At 71.5% G+C, this 19,649-nt stretch carries 15 protein-coding genes; 11 read left to right on the top strand and 4 right to left on the bottom strand.

Annotation, left to right across the window (positions count from 1 at the left end; translation table 11 throughout):
• The 7 genes from ABZS69_RS43900 (at position 1) to ABZS69_RS43870 (ending at position 7,922) form a co-directional block, all read left to right on the top strand.
• Positions 1-891 carry a sugar ABC transporter permease gene (locus tag ABZS69_RS43900; protein WP_355383349.1) on the top strand — a complete coding sequence of 297 codons (891 nt, stop codon included), beginning with the start codon at positions 1-3 and terminating at the stop codon, positions 889-891.
• Positions 891-1,778, top strand: a complete 888-nt coding sequence (locus ABZS69_RS43895) for a carbohydrate ABC transporter permease (protein ID WP_355383346.1) — start codon at positions 891-893, stop codon at positions 1,776-1,778. The genes ABZS69_RS43900 and ABZS69_RS43895 overlap by 1 nt, the downstream gene beginning before the upstream one ends.
• Positions 1,775-2,704, top strand: coding sequence for a D-2-hydroxyacid dehydrogenase (locus ABZS69_RS43890; protein ID WP_355383343.1), 930 nt, complete (start codon positions 1,775-1,777; stop codon positions 2,702-2,704). Before ABZS69_RS43895 ends, ABZS69_RS43890 begins: the two co-directional genes overlap by 4 nt.
• A gap of 50 nt (positions 2,705-2,754) precedes the next feature.
• A complete protein-coding gene (locus tag ABZS69_RS43885; protein WP_355383340.1) occupies positions 2,755-3,441 on the top strand; it encodes a GntR family transcriptional regulator in 687 nt (228 codons plus the stop codon).
• On the top strand, positions 3,438-4,232 hold the full coding sequence (locus ABZS69_RS43880) for a TIM barrel protein (RefSeq protein ID WP_355383337.1): 795 nt from the start codon (positions 3,438-3,440) through the stop codon (positions 4,230-4,232). Before ABZS69_RS43885 ends, ABZS69_RS43880 begins: the two co-directional genes overlap by 4 nt.
• Complete coding sequence (locus tag ABZS69_RS43875; protein ID WP_355383407.1) at positions 4,223-5,110, top strand: 2-hydroxy-3-oxopropionate reductase; 888 nt, start codon at positions 4,223-4,225, stop codon at positions 5,108-5,110. The genes ABZS69_RS43880 and ABZS69_RS43875 overlap by 10 nt, the downstream gene beginning before the upstream one ends.
• Before the next feature lie 130 nt (positions 5,111-5,240).
• On the top strand, positions 5,241-7,922 hold the full coding sequence (locus tag ABZS69_RS43870) for an AAA family ATPase (protein ID WP_355383334.1): 2,682 nt from the start codon (positions 5,241-5,243) through the stop codon (positions 7,920-7,922).
• Here the strand turns inward: ABZS69_RS43870 and ABZS69_RS43865 are convergent.
• From ABZS69_RS43865 to ABZS69_RS43850, 4 genes are all read right to left on the bottom strand, one after another.
• Positions 7,915-8,928 (bottom strand): nuclear transport factor 2 family protein, encoded by a 1,014-nt coding sequence (locus ABZS69_RS43865; protein WP_355383331.1) that lies wholly within the window; start codon positions 8,926-8,928, stop codon positions 7,915-7,917. The two genes, ABZS69_RS43870 and ABZS69_RS43865, sit on opposite strands and share 8 nt — an antisense overlap.
• Positions 8,929-9,037: 109 nt before the next feature.
• Positions 9,038-11,266, bottom strand: a complete 2,229-nt coding sequence (locus tag ABZS69_RS43860) for a hypothetical protein (protein WP_355383328.1) — start codon at positions 11,264-11,266, stop codon at positions 9,038-9,040.
• A gap of 2 nt (positions 11,267-11,268) precedes the next feature.
• Complete coding sequence (locus ABZS69_RS43855; protein ID WP_355383325.1) at positions 11,269-13,227, bottom strand: PQQ-binding-like beta-propeller repeat protein; 1,959 nt, start codon at positions 13,225-13,227, stop codon at positions 11,269-11,271.
• 158 nt (positions 13,228-13,385) lie between these two features.
• Complete coding sequence (locus ABZS69_RS43850) at positions 13,386-13,736, bottom strand: DUF1801 domain-containing protein (RefSeq protein ID WP_355383322.1); 351 nt, start codon at positions 13,734-13,736, stop codon at positions 13,386-13,388.
• Positions 13,737-13,919: 183 nt separating this feature from the next.
• Here ABZS69_RS43850 and ABZS69_RS43845 point away from each other — a divergent pair, with 183 nt between their 5' ends.
• The 4 genes from ABZS69_RS43845 to ABZS69_RS43830 are packed head-to-tail and all read left to right on the top strand — an operon-like array spanning position 13,920 to position 19,615.
• On the top strand, positions 13,920-14,507 hold the full coding sequence (locus ABZS69_RS43845) for an NAD(P)H-dependent oxidoreductase (protein WP_355383319.1): 588 nt from the start codon (positions 13,920-13,922) through the stop codon (positions 14,505-14,507).
• A gap of 26 nt (positions 14,508-14,533) precedes the next feature.
• On the top strand, positions 14,534-15,115 hold the full coding sequence (locus ABZS69_RS43840) for a dihydrofolate reductase family protein (protein ID WP_355383316.1): 582 nt from the start codon (positions 14,534-14,536) through the stop codon (positions 15,113-15,115).
• A 49-nt stretch (positions 15,116-15,164) separates the two neighbouring features.
• Positions 15,165-16,304, top strand: coding sequence for a serine hydrolase domain-containing protein (locus tag ABZS69_RS43835; RefSeq protein ID WP_355383313.1), 1,140 nt, complete (start codon positions 15,165-15,167; stop codon positions 16,302-16,304).
• Between the two features lie 53 nt (positions 16,305-16,357).
• Positions 16,358-19,615: a BTAD domain-containing putative transcriptional regulator gene (locus tag ABZS69_RS43830; RefSeq protein WP_355383310.1), complete on the top strand. Its 3,258-nt coding sequence runs from the start codon at positions 16,358-16,360 to the stop codon at positions 19,613-19,615.
• Positions 19,616-19,649: the final 34 nt, after the last annotated feature.

Here is a 19,649-nt window from a genome sequence, read left to right as displayed (position 1 = left end):
ATGGCGAAACGCAGCCTCGAACGACAGGGCGGCGCCGCGCACGTCTTCCTCATCCCGTGGTGGCTCGGGCTCGTGCTGATCACGCTCGTACCGCTGCTGGCCTCGCTCTACCTGGCCTTCACCGACTACAACATCCTCAGCACGCCGGAGTTCAACGGCCTGGCCAACTTCGAGCGCATGTTCGCGGACAAGAACTTCTGGGCCGCCGTCCAGGTGACCCTCGTCTACGTCGTGATCTCCATCCCCCTGCAACTCGGCTTCGCGCTGCTGCTGGCCCTCATCCTCGACCGGGGGCTGCGCGGGCTGGCCTTCTACCGCAGCGCCTTCTACCTGCCCTCGCTGCTGGGCACCAGCGTCGCCGTGGCGATCCTGTGGCGGCAGCTCTTCGGCGACGACGGCCTCGTCGACCGGGCGCTGTCGCCGTTCGGCCTCGAACTCGGGAGCTGGCTGCAGAACCCGAGCCTGTCGTTGTCGACGCTGATCGTCCTGAACGTGTGGACGTTCGGCTCGCCGATGGTCATCTTCCTGGCCGGGCTCCGCCAGATCCCCGAGGAGCTGTACGAGGCCGCCAGGGTGGACGGCGCCAGTGTGGTCCGCCAGTTCACCCGCGTCACGATCCCGCTGCTCACCCCGATCATCTTCTTCAACCTCATCCTGCAGACGATCGGCGCATTCCAGACCTTCACCCAGGCCCAGGTCGTCAGCGGCGGCACCGGGGGTCCCGCCAACTCGACGCTGTTCTACACGCTCTACATCTACCAGCAGGGATTCACGAACTTCGACATGGGCTACGCCTCCGCCCTGGCCTGGGTGCTGATGGCCGCGATCGGCCTGGTGACGGCCGTGCACTTCATCCTGTCGAAGTACTGGGTCTTCTACGGAGACGACTGATGACGACCGCGACCACCTCGTTCGAGTCCACGCGGGCCGGCTCCAGGGCGGCCATCCGGCGGCGTGGCCGCCGCGACCTGCTCAAGCACCTCGGGCTCGGCGCCTTCGTGGTGCTGATGCTCTATCCGCTGGTCTGGATGATCGTCAGCTCGGTCAAGCCCGACCACCTGATCCTGACCGAGACCGGCCTCATCCCCAGCGAGGTCACCTTCGACAACTTCGTCGAGGGCTGGAACGCGCTGAACCGCCCCTTCTCGGTCTTCTTCGTCAACTCCCTGGTCGTCACCGTCGGCGCGATCATCGGCAACCTGTTCTCCTGCTCGCTGACCGCGTTCGCGCTGGCCAGACTGGAGTTCCGGATGCGCAGGGTCTACCTGGCCATCACGCTGGTGTCGGTGATGTTGCCGATGCACGTGCTGGTGATCCCGCAGTACATCTTCTTCTCGCAGCTCGACCTGGTGAACACCTACTTCCCGCTGCTCGTGCCCAAGTTCCTGGCCACCGACGCGTTCTTCATCTACCTGATGGTGCAGTTCATCAGGACCATCCCGCGCGACCTCGACCGCGCGGCCTGGATCGACGGCTGCGGCCCCTTCCGCACCTTCTGGTACGTGGTCCTGCCGCTCATGCGGCCGGCCCTCGTGACCACCACGATCTTCACCTTCATCTGGACCTGGAACGACTTCTTCGTCCCGCTGATCTACCTCACCTCGCCGAAGATGTTCACGGTGCCGGTCGCGCTCAACTCCATGGTCGATTCCGAATCGCAGACCGGCGTGGGCATGCTGTTCGCGATGTCGCTCGTGTCGCTGCTGCCCGTACTCATCTTCTTCGCCGTCGCCCAGAAACAGCTCATCCGCGGCATCGCCACCACGGGGCTCAAATGAGGATCACCGTCACCGGACACCACGACGAGATCACCCGCCGGCGCATCCGGCGGGCCGCGGGGGACGCGCAGGTCACGTTCACGGCCGACCCGGCGGAGGGCATCGAGATCGCGGACGCCGTCGTCGGGAACGTGCCGGATCCGCTGCTGGCCAGGGCGCCCAAACTGCGCTGGGTGCACAGCCCGGCGGCCGGCGTGGACGGCGTGCTGTCCGACCGGCTGCTGGCCAGCGAGGTGATCCTCACCTCCTCCACGGGCAACGGCGCGATCCCGCTGGCCGAGCACGCGATGATGCTGATGCTCATGCTCGGCAGGGACGCCCCGCGCTGGTTGCGGGCCCAGTCGCAGCGCCGCTGGGACCGTTACGTCCACGGCGAGCTCGCGGGCCGGACCGTCGGCCTGTACGGGCTCGGAAACGCGGGCCTCGACCTGGCCGCCAAGGCGAAGGCGTGCCACATGCGGGTGCTCGGCATGCGCAGATCGCCGGGCGCCACCGCCCCCGGCGTGGACGTACTCCTCGGCCAGGACGACTTCCCGCGCTTCCTCGCCGAGTCCGACTTCGTGGTGGTGACCGCGCCGCTCACGGCGGCCACCGCGGGCCGCTTCGACCGGGCGGCGTTCGCGGCGATGCGGCCCACGGCGTTCTTCGTCTGCGTCTCGCGCGGCGGGATCGCCGACGACGAAGCGCTGCTCGACGCGCTGCGCCGGGGCGAGATCGCCGGAGCCGGGCTCGACGCCCACGGCATGGAACCCCTCCCGGGCGACAGCCCGTTCTGGACTCTGCCGAACGTCATCGTCACCCCGCACAACGGCGCCACCACCGACGAGACCGCCCGCCGCGGCCTCGACATCATGCTGGACAACGTGGGCCGGTTCGCGCGGGGCGAGCCGCTGCGGAACATCGTCGACAAGGCCGCGGGATACTGAGAGGTTTAGTATACTTGTCTGACGATTTCGGCGATCTCGGGAGGAGTTTCGTGGACGGCCAGACCAACTTTTCCCTCGGACCGTCTTCTCTGACAGACGCACTCTACGAGTCGGTCAGAAAGCGCATCGTCAACGGCGAGATCGCCCCGGGGGAGAAACTCACCGAGATCCGCATCGCCGGCGAATACAACGTCGCGCGCCCGACCGCGAAAGCGTGCCTGGAGCGGCTCACCGCGCTCGGGCTGCTGCGCCGTACCACCCACAAGACCGCCGTCGTCCCCAAACTGGACGAGGAGGAGATCCGCGACCTGTACTTCAGCCGCGAGACCGTCGAACGCGCGGCCGTCGCGGCGCTGGCGCGCACGGCCACCGTGCCGCCCGCGGCCGTGCGCGCCCAGGCGGCGATGAAGGCCGCCGCCGGCGACATGGCCTTCGCCAACCAGGTCGAAGCCGACATCGCCTTCCACTCCGCGCTGGTCGGCGCCGTCGGCAGTCGCCGGCTGTCGCGGATGCACGAGGTGATCCTGGGTGAGGTGCACCTCACGATGGGCCAGTTCCAGGCCCACCGCACCACCCACCCGATGAACGTGGTGCACGAACACGACGACATCCTCAAGGCTATCGGCGACGGCGACCCCGAGCGGGCCCAGCAACGCCTGGCCCACCACCTCGACCAGGCCCAGGAGCGCCTGCTCGGCCAGCTCCGCCGCGAACAATCGGAAGAGGCCCCCGCGTGACCCAGTGGACCGTCAACTGTTCCATCCTCTACACCGACCTGCCCCTGCTCGAACGCCCCGCCGCGGCGGCGGCCGACGGGTTCGCGGCGGTCGAGTTCTGGTGGCCGTGGCCGGTGGCGGTCCCCGCCGACCGCGACGTGGACGCCTTCGTCCGCGCCGTCGAGGACGCCGGGGTCCGGCTGACCGGCCTCAACTTCTTCGCCGGCGACATGCCCGCCGGCGACCGCGGCGTGGTGTCATGGCCCGCGCGGGCGCGCGAGCTGCTCGACAACATCCCCGTGGTGGCGGCCATCGGCGAACGGCTCGGCTGCCGCGCCTTCAACGCCCTGTACGGCAACCGGCTCGACGGCGTCGAGGCGAAGGATCAGGACGAGCTGGCTCTGGAGTCGCTGACCGCCTGCGCACGCGGCGTCGACGGCATCGTGCTGCTCGAACCGGTCAGCGGCGCCCCGCGCTACCCGCTGCTGACCGCCGACGACGCCGTGGCCGTCCTCGACCGGCTCGGCGAGGTGCCCAACGCGGGCCTGCTCGCCGACTTCTACCACCTGGCCGTCAACGGCGACGACGTGCCCGCCGCCATCCGGCGGCACGCGGCCCGCATCGCTCACGTGCAGATCGCCGACGCCCCCGGCAGGGGCGCGCCCGGCCAGGGCACGCTGCCGCTCCGGCAGTGGATCGACGACGTGCGGGCCGCCGGATACGACGGCCACGTCAGCCTCGAATACCGCTTCGAAGGCCCCGGCGCCTTCGACTGGCTACCACGCGGACAGCGCGCGGGAGGATCAACGTGAGCACCATCGCCTTCATCGGACTCGGCATCATGGGCAGCCCCATGGCCGTTCACCTGGTCAATGCCGGGCACACCGTGGCCGGCTACAACCGCTCGCCGCACAAGACCAAACCCCTGGTCGAAGCGGGCGGGCGGGCGGCCGCGTCCGTCGCCGACGCCGTGACGGGCGCCGAGGTGGTCGCGCTCATGGTGCCCGACTCGCCTGACGTACGCGCGGTGCTGACCGGCGAGGACGGCGTGTTCGCCAACGCCGCCCTCGGCACGCTCGTCATCGACTTCTCCACGATCCGCCCCGACGTCACCCGCGAACTGGCCGACGAGGCGGCCCGGCACGGCCTGCGCTACCTCGACGCCCCCGTCTCCGGCGGCGAGGCGGGCGCGAGGAACGCCACCCTGTCGATCATGGTGGGCGGCGCGAGCGAGGACTTCGCGTCCGCCAAGCCCGTCTTCGACGCGGTCGGCAAGACAGTCGTGCACGTCGGCCCGAGCGGCTCCGGCCAGACGGTCAAGGCCGCCAACCAGCTCATCGTCGCCGCCAACATCGAGGCCCTGGCCGAGGCCGTGGTGTTCCTGCGGGCGTATGGCGTGGACCTGGAGGCGGCGCTGGAAGTGCTGGGCGGCGGACTGGCCGGCTCCGCCGTGCTGGCGCAGAAACGCGACAAGATGCTGCACCACTCCTTCGAGCCCGGCTTCCGCATCGCGCTGCACCACAAGGACATGGGCATCGTCACCGCGGCCGCCCGCGAGGCCGAGGTCGTGCTGCCGCTGGGTGCGCTGGTCGCCCAGCTCGTCGCCTCGGCGAACGCCTCGGGCGACGGCGCCCTCGATCATTCCGCCCTGCTACGAGGCGTCGAGCGCCTGTCGGGTGAAGCCCTCTGAACCGGGGTGATCCGCCTCTTCTGCGCTGACGATCACCCAGGCCACGTTGATCGCGATCACTGTGACGAGCCACGCGCTACCCCGGCATCGAGTCCGGGGGCTGGTTTCGCGTTCCGCTAGATTCTCGGCCATGTTGTACGGGCGGGCCACGGAGCAGGCGCAGGTCGATCAGCTGCTGGAGGACGCGCGGTCCGGGCGCAGCGGCGTGCTGGTGGTGCGCGGGCAGCCGGGCATGGGCAAGTCCGCGCTGCTCGGCCACATGACCGAGCGGGCCGCCGGAGTGCGGGTGCTTCGCGGGGTCGGTATCGAGTCCGAGGCCGAGCTGCCGTACGCCGCCCTGCAGCTGCTCCTGCGTCCCGAGCTTGATCGCATCGACGAGCTGCCGGAAGCCCAGGCGGCGGCGCTCCAAGGCGCGCTGGGCCTGGGTACGGCGACGCCGGAGAACAGGTTTCTCGTCGGACTGGCCGTGCTCAGCCTGCTGGCCGAGGTCGCGGGCGAGGGGGCGCTGCTCTGCCTGGTCGATGATGCGCAGTGGTTCGACCGGGCGTCCATTGACGCGTTGGTGTTCGTGGCGCGGCGGCTGGACGCCGAAGGTGTCGCGCTGGTGTTCGCGGGCAGGGAGGAGTTCCGGCCGCAGGGGCTGCCCGAGCTGTGGCTGGACGGCGTCGACCGTGACGCCGCCGTCGCGCTGCTGGCCGAGAGGGCCGGGGATCTGACGCCCTCTGTGCGAGAGCGCGTCCTGGACGAGGCCGAGGGCAACCCGCTCGCACTCATGGAGCTGCCGTCCGCGCTCACCGCTGAGCAGCGGGCCGGGCAGTTCAGTCCATTCGCCACCATTCCGGTCGCCAGCCGGGTCCAGGAGGCTTTCCAGCGGCAGATCAGGGCGCTGCCCGGTACCGCCCAGTCGCTCCTCGCGGTGCTCGCCGCCGACGACCTGGGCGACCTGGGCATCGTGCTGCGCGCCGCGGAGTCCTTCTCCGCCCGGCTGATAGACCTGGAGGCCGCTGAGCAGGCCAGGCTGGTCACGGTGAACGGGGCCGCGGTGGCCTTCCGCCATCCGCTCATCAGGGCCGCTGCCTACCAGAACGTTCCGTTGACGGCGCGGCTGGCCGTGCGGCGCGCGCTTGCCGAGGTGCTCGTCGGCGGCGAGCACGCCGACCGCAGAGCCTGGCATCTGGCCGCCGCGACGACCGCACCCGACGAGGAGGTGGCGCGCGAGCTGGAGCTGGCCGCGGAGCGGGCACGCACCCGTGCCGGCTACGCGGCCATGGCCGCGGCCTACGAGCGGGCCGCCGAGCTCACCCCCGACCCCGCCAAGCGGTCGGTACGGCTGGCCGCGGCAGCGGTGGCGGCCAGCGACGCGGGCCAGCCGACCCGCGCGGGCGCCCTGGCCGACCGGGCAAGCCAGGAGATCCGGGATCCGCTCGCCCTCGCCCATCTCATCCAGGTGCGGGCCCATCGGGAGTTCGAGCAGGGCACCCCGGCCGCGGCCGGCGGGCTCATCATCGGCGGCGCGGAGCGGGTCCTGCCGCTGGACGCCGAGCGGGCCGCCTACTTGCTGGTGGAGGCGGTGCGCTGCGCGTGGTACGCCGGCGACCCCGAGCTGGCGGGACGGGCGGCGAAGCTGCTCCGGGCATTGCCCGAGATCGGCTCCCCGCTGGTGAGCGGTGCGATCGGGCTGGCCGCGCTGCTCGAGGGCGATCTGGAGAACGCGGTCACGCCGATCCAGGAGCTGGTGCTCGAACCGGATCAGTCCGAGTTCCAGGTGCCGGGACTGCTCTTCGTGGCCCAGCTGTGCGCGCCGATCGGGCGCTACGGTCTGGGCGAGGCCGCCGCGGCGCGCGTGGAGGCCGAGTGCAGGGCTCACGGCATGGGCGGCTGGCTGGCCGGCGCGATGGAGACCAGGCTGCACGCGCAGACGCTGCTCAGCAGGTCTCGCGAGGTGGCGGCCAGGCTGGAGGAGATCATCCCCGTGGTCGGCGACCTGGGGCAGGCGAACAGCGTGGTCGCGCTCACCGCGCTGCTCGCCCTGGCACGCGCCGAGCTGGGCGACGAGGAGGGCTGCAGGGCGGCGGCCGCGGCCGCCTTCGAGCAGGCCGGAGCGCGCGGACTCCACCTGGCCGAGGCGATCGCGGTGGCCGGGCTCGGGCGGCTGGAGCTCACGCTGGGCCGTCCCGAGGCGTCGCTCGCAATCCTGGAGCGCATTCCCGCCGCGGCCGGCGCGCTCTTCTTCGCCCCCGACCAGGTCGAGGCCGCGGTCAGGGCCGGGGAGCCCGAGCGGGCGCGCGTGCCCTTGGCGTACTACCTGGACTGGGCGGCCCGCGTCGGCCTGCCGTCCGCACACGCGGTCGCGCTGCGCTGCCGTGCCCTGGTCGAAGACGACGAGGGCCTTTACGAGGAGGCCGTGCGGCTGCACGAGCAGGGCGAGCAGCCGCACGAGCGGGCACGCACGCAGCTGCTCTACGGCGAGTGGCTGCGGCGCGCGCGCAGGCGCGCCGCGGCCCGCGCCCAGCTGCGTGGTGCGCTGGAGACCTTCGACCGGCTCGGTATGGCGCTGTGGGCCGAGCGGGCGCGCGCGGAGCTGCGCGCCACGGGCGACGTCCCCGCCGCCCCCCGCCAGGCGGACGACCCGCTCAGCGTGCTCACCGCGCAGGAGAGGCAGGTGGTACGGCTGGCCGCCACGGGCGCGTCCAACCGCGACATCGCGGCCCAGCTCTACCTCAGCCCGCGAACGGTCGGCTACCACCTCTACAAGGCCTTCCCCAAGCTGGGGATCACCTCACGGGCCGAGCTGGCCGGGCTCATCACCTGAGCTTGGCGTACAGCTTGATGATCTCGTCTTCGCCGGCGACGAGCGGCAGTTGGTCGAAGGTCAGGGCCCAGTCACTGGAGACGCCCCCGGTGTCGCCGATGCGCTCGATGACGCCGAAGCTGACCGGGTCGGACTGGTCCTCGGGCAGGACGGTGCCGTGCCACTCCAGGTACGTCGCGCCGTCGACCTTGACCGCCTGGCCCGGCCGCAGCCGGACGTCACTGACCTGGTCGAAGAAGGTCTTCAGGTAGGCGCGTTTGCCCTGCGTGGTGGCGAGCACGCCGCCGTCCAGTCCGGGCGCGGACAGCGGCGCGCCGGTGAGCCTTCCCGCGAGCGCGCCGGCGTCCTCGTTGTTCCACGCCTCCATGCGCTCGGTGAGCTCGTCGGGGCTCAGGACGGGTGTGCGGCCCCGGTCGGGTGTGCCGCCGTCGGTGACGTTCGCGAACAGATCGGGCAGCGTGGGGTCGAGCGGCTTGAACCAGGAGTGCCGGTCGTAGTAGCGGCGGCCCTGGATGACTTTGCCGTCGTCGGTCAGCAGGACCCGGTAGACCGCGTCGTAGGCGACCTCGTGGCCCTTGAGGGTGGCCTGGTTGTGCGCCTCGAACATGACGGCGGGGCCGTTCACGGCGATGCGCGTGCCGCGGAAGCGGAAGTCGGGAACGAGGCTGAGCGAGCCGCTGATCGCCGTCCTGATGGCGTCGAGGCCTTGGGTCGGGAGCCGGTCCGCCTTCGCCGGCTCCCACAGCGTCGCGTCCTCGGACCACAGGTCGACGTAGGCGTCCACCCGATCGGGGGTGGAGACCTTGCCGAACTTGATCTGCCGCTTGATGAACGCGCACGCGCCGGGCGACACCCAGCCGCTGATGGAGGTGACCTCCGGTCGCGCCTCCGCGCAGCCCGTTTCCTCCCAGCCTCTCCCCGTCGCCTGCGCCGGGGCCGCGCTCGTGCACAGCGCGAGCGCGGCTCCGGCCGCGAGCCCCGCTGCCGCTGTCCGGATCACCTTCATGACCTGCTCCTATCGGTGTTCTTTCTGGTGACACCGAAATTAGGCCGATCTTCTTCGCGGCGAATCCGTCAGCGTGACGGTAGTCCCGATGCGAGAAACGGCGGGCGGGTCAGGGGTCGTTCCTGGAGGCGTGGGCGGCGCGGAGGATCCGTGCGGCCTCGGCGCCCGTGATGACCTTCGAGGCGGCGAGCCGGGCCACGACCTCGGCCACGTGGCGGGTGAGCTCCCGGCCGGAGTACTTCTCGTCCTCGATCAGGTCCTCGACCGTACAGCCGTCGGAGCGGTAGCGGTTGCGGACGCCGCTGTCGGTCTTCTTGATGACCACCTGCGGTGTCAGGTCGGAGCCGGGGCAGGCGTCGGCCGGCGGGGTGTAGCGGAGGAGGCGGGCGCCTCCCTGGACGGCGTTGTTGGCGGCCTTGGTGCCGCTGCGGAACCACAGGTTGCCCGCGCCGTCCTGGGCGGAACGGTAGGTGCTCGAATCGCGCAGGACCGTGACCGCCTTGGAGAGGGGGTCGACGCGGAGCAGGTAGCCGTCGAGCGAGGCGTAGACGTGCTCGTCGGGGTTGACGTGGAGCTCGTCCTGGACGCCGCTGTAGCCGGCGGGGAGCTCGATCCGGCGGGTCACCCGGGAGGAGGCGGGGTCGAGGATGAACAGTACGCCGTCCGCCAGGCCCCAGATCAGGCCGTCGGGGCCCTGGACGATCGAGGTGATCGAACTGGCTCCGGGCACGGGGGTCAGCTCGGCCGTCTTCGTGCCGGTGGCGAGGTCGTAGGTGAAGAGTTTCGCCTCCTTCGCCTTGGGCGTGGTGCCGCCTCCGCCGTTGACGGTGGTGCCGCCCCACAGGGTGTCGCCGCGGACCAGGAGGGAGATCACGCCCTGGTCGGCGACGGGGGCGCGGTTCACGGTGTGCTCGCCGGTGGCGTAGTCGTAGACGGTGAGGGCGCCGCCCCACAGGCCGTAGTCGGGGGTGCTGCCGATGTAGAGCTTGCCGGCGGCGGTGGCGAACGTCTGGGGACGGTTCTGGCCGTCGCCGATCAGGCGGAACAGCTCGCGGGGGTTGGTGCCGGTCTTGAACGGCAGGGCCGGGTCGTAGACCATGACCCCGCCGTTGGGGTAGGTCCCGAGGTACATCTTCCCCTCGTGCCAGAACCACCCGTCGGTCTGGGCGACGCGGCCCAGCTCGGTCACCTTTCCGCTGGCCGGGTCGAGGGTGGCGACGTTGCCGTTGATGTACAGGTTGGTGTAGATCTTGCCGTCCTGGCCTGCGCTGACGTTGTTGATGTCGATCGGCTGGGCGGGGAAGGGCAGCTTGAAGCGTTCGGAGGCGCCGGTGGCCGGGTCGTACGAGAGCGCGTCTCCGAAGTAGTTGCCGATCAGCGCGTAGAGGCGGCCGTTCACGAAGCCCCATCCGACGCTGGGGCCGCCCGCGGCGACGGGTCCTGGGACCGCCTCAGGGGTGTCGGTCGTGAGGTCGTAGCGCCACAGGGCGGTGCCGGAGGTGAAGTAGACGTACTTGCCGTCGGCCACCCGGGTGGTGCCGCGCGAGCTGATGACGAAGCCGTCGGCGAGCACCGCCCCGGTGTCGGGATCGAGCACCACCGCCTGGAGCTTGCTGCGCTTCACGAACAGCTTGCCGCCGACCAGGTTGATGTCGTACGGGTGGCTGGCGTCGCCGCGCAGCGCCTCCGGCCAGATGTCGCGTTTCTCCCCCGTTCGCAGGTCCATCCTGATCAGGTGGCCGCCGGTGCCGACGGCCGCCCACAGGACCTCGCGCTCGGGGTCGACGGCGACGTCCATGACGTACTGCTGGCCCTCGTACATGGCCCCGAGATCGCGGAAGCCCTCGGCGGGGGAGTAGGAGAACGCGTGCGCGTCCGGGTACGTGCCGCCGTAGATCTTGCCGTCCTTGCCCGGCTGGAACCCGTAGAGCACGGTCTGCCCGGCGACCGGCGCGCCCAGATCGGTCGCCTCTCCGCCGGCGGGGTCGTAACGGTACACGTGGCCGTTGGGGTAGCTGCCCGCGTAGACGGTGCCGTCGTCGGCCTGCGTGATGCCCCAGCCGCCCGAGGAGCCGGGCAGCTCCACCGTACGGAGGTGCTGACGGGTCACGGGATCGACCACGGCCACCACGCCGGGCGTGCCCATCTGGACGCCGTAGACGACGGGACGCCCGCTCGCGTCGGCGCCGAAGAACCCTTCGAACACCGTGAGCGCCGTCGACTGGACGCCGAAGTCGGTGACCGAGCCGACCGGCGGCCGCGGCTCGTCCTGCGCCGAGGCGGGAGCGGCGGCGGTGACGAGCAACAAGGCAGATAAGAGGATCGTGGTGAATCGCATGCTCATTTCCTCCCTGTGGCGATCCGGACCAGATCGCGCTCGCGCAACGTGTAGAGACCGCAGCCCGCGGGATCGGCCGCGAGCTTGGCCCCGTCGAACCAGTCGCCGGCGAGTCCGTCGGCGAGCGTGTGGGCGGTGAAATCGGTCAGGTCCATCCGGTAGACCCGGTCGCCACGGCTGACGGCCTCGCCGGAGACGCCGTACACGCGTCCTGCCTGGACGACCAGGTCGCCGCCGAAGCCGCCGACCTTCACGGTTCTGGTCACCTTCCGGCGTTCGGGGTCGATCTCGAAGAACACTCCCGTGTCGGACACCCCGTAGACGCGTCCGCGCAGGCGTACGACGTCGGCGATGTAGGCCGCGCCCGGCACCGGCTCCACCTGCCAGAGGAGCCTGCGTTCACGCAGGTCGTACGCGGCGAGCCGGGCGGTGCCGGTCTTCGGCGGCAGGCCGAAGCCCTCCTGGATGTAGGTGCCGAGGTAGGCGGTGCCGTTCCAGGTGGCGACGGAGTAGACGCTCTGGCCGGGTACGGCGGGCCGCCGCACGTCGAGCTCGCCGGTGCCCGGGTCGTAGAGCGACAGGGCGCCGCCCTCCTGGCCGGGTTCGGGCTGCGTGGCGACCACGATCAGGCCGGTACGCGGGTCGTAGGCCAGGTCGCGCGGCCGGTCCTGCCGGTTGCCGATCCTGGCCAGCAGGCTCGCGGTGTCCGAGCCCGGCTCGTGGCCGTACAGGAGGGCCTGGGTGTAGACGCCCAGGTAGACGCGGCCGCCTACCTCGACCATGGACTTCGGCTCGCCGGGGACGCCGACGCGGCGCGACCCGCCGGAGGCGTCGTGCACCTGCATGCCGCCCTTGCCTCCGAGGTAGACGTACCGCCCGTCGGCGAAGACGTTCATCGGCTGCTCGGGACCGGCGCGCAGGCCGCGGGAGACGAGGTTGCGGTACTCCAGCCCGGCGGTGGCGGGATCGTAGACGAACACCGCGCCGTCCTGGATGCCCCAGATCCTGCCATCGTGCGCGAGCAGGCTCGGCGTCCCTCCCTCCGGGTACGGCACCCCGAGCGCCTCCACCTCGCCGGTGGCGAGCCGGTAGCGGTACAGCGTGCCCGTCGGGCGGCCGGTGAAGTAGACGTACTCGCCGAGGAACGCCACCGAGGTGACGTACTTCTCGCCGGGGGCCTTGGCGATCCGGTAGTCGCCGGGGTCGGCCTTGTTCAGCACGAGCAGTTCGCCCTGCGAGGAGATGCCCATCGCCAGGTGGGTCGCGTTCATGGCCATGCTCGCCACGAAGTCGCGGGTCGCCAGCTCGGCAGGCAGGATGTCCTTCCTGGCGCCGGTGGCCCGGTCTATGGCCACGAGGTGGGCGTGGGCGCCGACGCCCGCGTAGACCGTGTCGGCGTCGGCGGCGATGCTGCGGACGTACTGCTCGCCCGGGCTGGCCACGCCGAGATCCCGGGTGGCGCCGGTGGCCGGGTCGTACTCGACCACCCGGCCCGACTCCGACATGCCGAGATAGATCTTGCCGTCCGGTGAAGCGGTGATGTTCCAGATGAAGTGGTCGTCGAAGGCGGCGACCTTCGTGACGCGACCGGTGAGCGTGTCCAGCTTGTACAGGTCGGAGGGGACGTGGGTGCCGACGTAGACGTCGGTGCCGACCCTGGTCATCGCCCAGGCCCCGATGCCGGTGGGGAGATCGTGGTGGGCGGTCACCTTGCCGGCCGCGACGTCGTACGCGCCGACGACGTTGGGCGACAGCCCGCGGGTGACCACGTACATGGTGTCGCCGACGAACTCGGCGTTGCCGAGCGCGTTCGTGACGCTCGCGGGCCCGAGAGAGGTGATCGTGCCCTCTGCCGGGCCGCAGCGGGACGGCGGGGCCCCGGCTTGGGCGACGCCGGGCGAGCCCGGTAGGAGCAGGCACGCGATGGCGGTGAGGGGGATGAGCCTGCGTAAGAAGGACATACGGCTCCCGACAGGATCTGCATTACGGTCACACCTGTAACGCCGATCCGTGGAACGGATCGAGCGATGAAGGTAATAACGGTCCCGACCGTAATAAGTTGATCGCGATACTGTCAACAGGCCGCGAAGATTCTCCCCCCGGCGCGTGGCGCTGCGGGCTACTGCCGGTCGAGCGCGACCGCCTGCCGGATGTAGTCGCGCAGGGCGTCGCGGTCCACCGCGTCCGGGCTCTTGAGCTTGACGTGCCTGGTGGTCTTCCCCACGCCCTCCAGCAGGCCGTGATCGTCGCTGAACTCCGCGCCACGGGCGAACGCGAAGGTGACGTGGGTCCTGCTGTGACTGATGATCGCGAGGATCGAGCCGCCCTTCCACGCGGGCGATCCGCGGCTGATCACCTCGGACGCGCCGGGCGCGCCCTCGGCCATGAGCTCCCGCAGGACGCGGACGATGCTCTGGTGCTGCGGCGACAGCCTCGTCCGTACGAACTCGTCGACGTCGGTGCTGGACATGGGACGGCCCTCCTCGGCCACGGGTGAACTCCAACCGATGCCGCCCACCGTGCCGGAGGGTCCTTACGGTCTGTTTACGCTCCCTCGAGCACCCCGAGCCCCCGGCGGGCGCAGACCCGTAAACAAACCGAAGACGCCTTCACGCAGGGTTTGACCACGACGCGAACCCGAGGGAGGCCCGAGATGCCGGACAGCACACCTCTGCGGCTGGTGATCATCATCGGCAGCACCCGCCGCGGGCGGTTCGGCCCCGTCGCGGCCTCCTGGCTCGCCGGCCACGCCCGCAAGCGCCGGGAACTGGACGTCGATCTCGTCGACCTGGCCGCCGCCCGCCTGCCCGACACCCTCACCGACCAGGACGAGCCCGTGCCGGAGCCGGTACGGGCGCTGGCCCCGAGGCTGGCCGCCGCGGACGCGTTCGCGGTGGTCACGCCGGAGTACAACCGGAGCTTTCCCGCTCCGCTCAAGACGGCCATCGACTGGTTCCACGAGGAGTGGCAGGCCAAACCCGTCGCCTTCATCTCCTACGGGAGGGAATCCGGCGGTCTGTACGCCGCGGCCCAGTTGCGCGAGGTGTTCGGCGAGCTGAACACCGTAGCCATCCGCACGTTCGTCAGCCTGCCCTGCTACTGGGAGCTGTTCACCGCAGACGGCGACTGGCCCAAGCCCACCGCAACGTGCAACACCACGGTCAGGACGACGCTGGACGAGCTGACATGGTGGGCGTACGCGCTGCGCGAGGCGCGGGCCAGGCGTTCGCACACCTACTGATCATCGCGACCCGCAGGAGCACCGCCATGCGCAAAGTGATCGTTTCCGTGTTCGCCTCGATGGACGGCGTCCAGGAGAACCCACACGAATGGTCCCTGGTCTACGCGACCCCCGAGTACGAGAGCTACGCCCGCGACCAGTTGTTCGCCGCGGACGCCCTGCTGATGGGACGGGTGACCTACCAGGGCTTCGCCGAGTCCTGGCCGTCCATGAGCGAGGAGGGACCCGCGCCGGACGACTTCACCCACCGGATCAACACCATGCAGAAGTACGTCGTCTCGACCACGCTCGACGAGGCCGGCTGGACCAACTCGACCCTGCTCAAGGGCGACCCCGCCGAAGCGGTGCGCGAGCTCAGGCGGCAGCCCGGCCAGGACATCCTCATGTACGGCTGCGGCGAGCTGGCCAGGACGCTGACGCGGCACGACCTCGTCGACGAGATCCGCGTCTGGGTTCACCCCGTCGTCCTGGGGCGCGGAGAGAGCCTGTTCACCGGGTGGGACGAGACACGGTTCTGCCTGGCCGGCACGCGGACGTTCGCGTCGGGTGTCGTCGTCCTGGCGCACACGCCGATCCCCGCCGCCGAGAAAGACCACCGACTCCCATGAAAGCCGCCGAGAAAGAGCACCGACTCCCATGAAAGAGGAGCACATCGCCATGACCGACATTCAGCATCGAACGCAGGACGCCATCGACCTGCTGGTCGAGTCCGGCGTCGAACGGGGCCTGCAGGTCGCCGTCTACCTTCGCGGCGAGCTGGTGGTGGACGCCGTCGCCGGCCAGGCCGACCCGGCGACCGGCCGGCCGGTCACGCCGGACACGCCGTTCCACGTCACCTCGACCGGCAAGGGGGTGACCTCCACTGTCGTCAACGTGCTCGTGGAACAGGGCGTTCTCACCTTTGACACCCCTGTCGCCGAGCTTTGGCCGGAGTTCGGCGCGCACGGCAAGGACCGCGCCACGATACGCCACGTGCTCAACCACTCGGCCGGCGTACCGGGTCTCCCGCAGGGCACCACCCCGCAGGATCTGACCGAGTGGGACAAGATGTGCGCCGTGATCGCCGACGCCACACCATGGTGGGAACCCGGCACGAAAACCGGATACCACCCGCAGTCGTTCGGCTACATCATGGGCGAGATCGTGCGCCGGGTCAGCGGCCGGCCGATCTCCCAGGTGCTCCGCGACGAGGTCGCCGGGCCGCTCGGCGTCGCGGACGAGCTGTTCTTCGGCGTGCCGGCCTCCGAACTCGGCCGGCAGGCCCGCATGGAGGAGGCGGCGGGCGGCATGGAGCTGACCCCGGACCTGATCGCCGCGATGGCCGGGCAGGTGCCGTTCTTCAAGGTCGTGGACGGATGGACGGCGGCACCGCCGGCCGCCCTGCCCACCGCGGCCTTCTGCAACCGTGACGACGTGCTCGCCGCCGACATCCCGGCGGGCGGTGTCATGACCGCCCGCGCCGTGGCACGCATGTACGCCGCCCTGATGGACGAGGTCGACGGCGTGCGGCTCATCTCCTCCGAGCGGCTCCGGGAGGTCACCACGGTGTCGATCGGCGGAGTCGACGAGGTCACCGGATCCCCGGCCGCCCGGGGACTGGGGTATGACATCGGCTTCCCCGGACCACTCGACGGCCCCACCCTGTTCGGGATGGCCGGGAGCGGGGGGACCGCGGCGTACGCCGACACCGCGAGCGGCATCGTGGTCGCCGTGGCCAAGAACCGGGTGACCGCCGGCGACTACAGTACGTTCCACCACATAGGCGAGCTCGTCGCCGGGGCCCTCGGCCCGCGCTGAGCGGCCTTCCGGGCCCCCGGATCTTGTCACCCCTCCGCGTTATCGTGGCGGTCATGCGCATTGGGGTGCTGGGCCCGCTCACCGTGTGGAGCGACGACGGCGGCATCGTCGCGGTGCCCGGCCTGAAGGTCCGGGCACTGCTGGCGGCCCTTCTGGTGCACCGGGGGCGACCGGTTCCCGCCGACCTGCTGATCGATCACTTGTGGGGCGACGATCTGCCGGGCAATGCGCCGGGCGCGCTGTCGGCGAAGGCCTCTTACCTGCGCCGAGCGCTGGAGGACGCCGAGCCGGGCGGTCGCGCGCTGGTCGTGTCCCCGCCGCCGGGCTACCTGCTGCGCGTCGAGGCCGACGCGGTGGACGCCTACCGGTTCGAGAGCCTCACCGCCAGGGCCCGCGAGACGGACGACCCGCAGGCGAAGGCCGAGCTGCTGTCCGGAGCGCTGGCTCTCTGGCGGGGCCCGGCCTTCGCCGACTTCGCCGACGAGCCGTTCGCCCGCACCACGATCGCGCGCCTGGAGGAGCAGCGCCTCACCGCCATGGAAGACCTGGCCGAGGCCCGGATCGCGCTCGGCATGCACGCCGCGGTCGCCGGCGAGCTCGGCGACTTGCTGGCCGGCCACCCGCTGCGGGAACGGCCGCGCGCCCTGCACATGCTCGCCCTCTACCGGGCCGGGCGGCAGAGCGAGGCCCTGAGCAGCTACGAAGAGTCCCGTGCCCACCTGGCCCAGGAGCTGGGCGTGGATCCGGGGCCCGCCCTGACCGGGCTGCACCGGTCGATCCTGGCCCACGATCCGGAGCTCAACGCGCCGCGCGCCCCGGCCCCGGCGACCAACCTGCCCAACGCCCTCACCGGCCTGATCGGCCGCGACGAAGCGGTCGTCGAGGTGCGCACGCTGCTGAAACAGCATCGGCTGGTGACGCTCACCGGCTCGGGCGGGGTGGGTAAGACCCGGCTCTCGATGGACGTCGCCGCCCCCATGGCCGAGACCTTGACCGACGGCGCCTGGCTCGTCGAGCTGGGCGCATTGCGGCCTGGCCTGCCCGATGAGCGGGAATCGCTCACCGACCTGGTGATGGCGGTCCTGGACCTCCGCGACGGCGGAGCCGGACCGCGGGAGGCGCCGGCCGACCGGCTCGCCCGCGCCCTGCGCACCAGGCGGCTGCTGCTGGTGCTGGACAACTGCGAGCACGTCATCGAGCCCGTCGCGGAGCTCACCGGCCTGCTGCTGCGCGCCGTGCCCGGACTGCGCGTCCTGGCGACCAGCCGGGAGCCGCTCGGCCTGGCGGGCGAGGTGGTGTGGCCCGTCCCGCCGCTGGAGGTGCCGGGCCCCGGCGACGGCACCGACCCGGCGACGCTGGAGCGCTTCGGCGCGGTGCGGCTGTTCGTAGCCCGTACGGCGGCCGCGGCGCGCGGTTTCACCCTCACCCCGGACAACGCGGAGGCCGTCGCGGTGCTGTGCCGCAGGCTGGACGGCATCCCGCTGGCGTTGGAGCTGGCCGCCACCCGCGTGCGCACGCTGGGGATGCATGGCCTGCTCGCCCGGCTCGACGACCGGTTCCGGCTGCTCACGACCGGGCACCGGGGCGCTCCACCACGGCAGCAGACGCTGATGGGGATGATCGACTGGAGCTGGGAGCTGCTCACCGAGCCCGAGCGCACGGTGCTGCGCCGCCTGGCCGTGCACGCCGATGGATGCACCCTGGAGGCCGCCGAGGCGGTCTGCGCGGGCGGCGGCGTACCGCCCGGTGACGTGCTGGACCTCCTGGCGCGCCTGGTCGACCGGTCCCTCGTCGTCATGTCCGACCGGCACGACGACGGTCCCCGCTACCGGCTGCTGGAGTCGGTGGCCGCCTACGGCCTGGACCGCCTGCACGAGGCCGGCGAGCTCCGGCAGGCCACGCGGCGGCACTGCGCCCACTACACCGACCTGGCCGAACGGGCCGAGCCCCACCTTTATGGCCCCGACCAGCGGCGCTGGCTGCAGCGGCTGGACGCCGAGGCGGGCAACCTGCACGCCGCGCTCGATGACGCGGTCCGGCACGGCGCGGCCGGGCTCGCGCTGCGCCTGGCCAACGCGCTGGCCTGGTACTGGTTCCTGCGCGGCCGGCCGGCTGAGGCACGCCGGTCGCTCCAGGCGGCGCTGGGCGCCGCGAGCGAGGCGCCCCAGGCGGCCCGGGCCAGGGCCATGGCCTGGCACACCGGCATCTCGTTCCTGCTGGGCGACATCGCCGACTGGCCGGCCCGCCACGAGGCGGTGCTGAGCGCATACGAAGGCGTGGCCGATGAGCAGGGGAGGGCCAGGGCCGAGTGGTTCCTCGCGTTCGCCGAGATCGACCTCGGCGATGTGGCCGCCACCGGGGAGCTGATCGACCGGGTCCTGACCACGTTCCGCGCCGTCGGCGACCAGTGGGGCGTGGCCGCGGCGCTCAGCCTGCGCGCCAAACACGCGCACGTGAGAAGCGACGCGGGCGCGCTCGAACGTGACGGCACGCGCGGCGCGGAGCTGTTCCGCCGGCTCGGTGACCGGTGGGGCCTGCTGCAGGCCACCGAATGGCTCGGCGCCCACGCCGCGCTGACCGGCGACTATGAGCAGGCCGCCCGCCTGCACCGCGACGGGCTGCGCATGGCCGGAGAGCTCGGCCTCTGGCCCGAGTACGCCGGGAGCCTGTCCTGGCTGGGCTGGATCGCCATGGAGCGCGGCGACCACGCGTCGGCGCGCGAGCACTGCGAGCAGGGGCTCAGGCTCGCCACGGAGCAGGGCTCGTCCCTCGGCGCCGTGTTCGCGGAGATGGGGCTCGCCTTCGCCGCCCGCAGGGAGGGCGACCTCGACGTGGCCGAGACACACCTGCTGCACCTCCTGCGGGCCGCCGCGCAGCACAACACCGGGCCTGGACGTGCCCTGTTCGCGCCGAGCGTTCTCGTCGAGCTCGGCTACGTCGAGGAGCTTCGCGGCAACCCGGCGGCGGCCATGACCCGCCACGCGGAAGCCTTAGCCATCGCACGTGACCTGGGCGCCGTCGCGGACACCGCGCAGGCGCTGTCCGGTCTCGCCGGCGCGTGCGCTCTCGACGGCCACCCCCGCCAGGCCGCCCGGCTGCTCGGGGCGGCCGCGGCGGCCCGTGAGTCGATTCCGAAGGCGGTCACGCCTGCCGAACAGGCCGACCTCGACAGGATCACCTTCGCGGCCCGTACGGCGCTGAGCGAGGAGGAGTTCGCCGCGGCGTTCGGCCACGGTCGCCTCCTGCGCCCCGACGAGGCCTGCGCCCTCTTCGACGGTCCGGGGCATCCACGCGTGCGCGCCACCACCTGAATCCGCGATTACCCGAAGGGTTACCTGCGAGCTG

Source organism: Nonomuraea sp. NPDC005650, from assembly GCF_040605375.1.
Lineage (GTDB): Bacteria > Actinomycetota > Actinomycetes > Streptosporangiales > Streptosporangiaceae > Nonomuraea.
Note: the sequence above shows the minus strand (reverse complement) of the source record. Positions and strands in the feature narration are given on the sequence as shown.

Bases quoted from the DNA above. Each gene is read 5' to 3' on its own strand.
- ABZS69_RS43900 (WP_355383349.1), top strand. From the start codon at position 1: ATGGCGAAACGCAGCCTCGAACGACAGGGCGGCGCCGCGCACGTCTTC.
- ABZS69_RS43870 (WP_355383334.1), top strand. From the start codon at position 5,241: ATGTTGTACGGGCGGGCCACGGAGCAGGCGCAGGTCGATCAGCTGCTG.
- ABZS69_RS43860 (WP_355383328.1), bottom strand. From the start codon at position 11,266: ATGCGATTCACCACGATCCTCTTATCTGCCTTGTTGCTCGTCACCGCC.
- ABZS69_RS43850 (WP_355383322.1), bottom strand. From the start codon at position 13,736: ATGTCCAGCACCGACGTCGACGAGTTCGTACGGACGAGGCTGTCGCCG.
- ABZS69_RS43845 (WP_355383319.1), top strand. From the start codon at position 13,920: ATGCCGGACAGCACACCTCTGCGGCTGGTGATCATCATCGGCAGCACC.
- ABZS69_RS43855 (WP_355383325.1), bottom strand. From the start codon at position 13,227: ATGTCCTTCTTACGCAGGCTCATCCCCCTCACCGCCATCGCGTGCCTG.
- ABZS69_RS43890 (WP_355383343.1), top strand. From the start codon at position 1,775: ATGAGGATCACCGTCACCGGACACCACGACGAGATCACCCGCCGGCGC.
- ABZS69_RS43895 (WP_355383346.1), top strand. From the start codon at position 891: ATGACGACCGCGACCACCTCGTTCGAGTCCACGCGGGCCGGCTCCAGG.
- ABZS69_RS43865 (WP_355383331.1), bottom strand. From the start codon at position 8,928: ATGAAGGTGATCCGGACAGCGGCAGCGGGGCTCGCGGCCGGAGCCGCG.
- ABZS69_RS43830 (WP_355383310.1), top strand. From the start codon at position 16,358: ATGCGCATTGGGGTGCTGGGCCCGCTCACCGTGTGGAGCGACGACGGC.
- ABZS69_RS43835 (WP_355383313.1), top strand. From the start codon at position 15,165: ATGACCGACATTCAGCATCGAACGCAGGACGCCATCGACCTGCTGGTC.
- ABZS69_RS43840 (WP_355383316.1), top strand. From the start codon at position 14,534: ATGCGCAAAGTGATCGTTTCCGTGTTCGCCTCGATGGACGGCGTCCAG.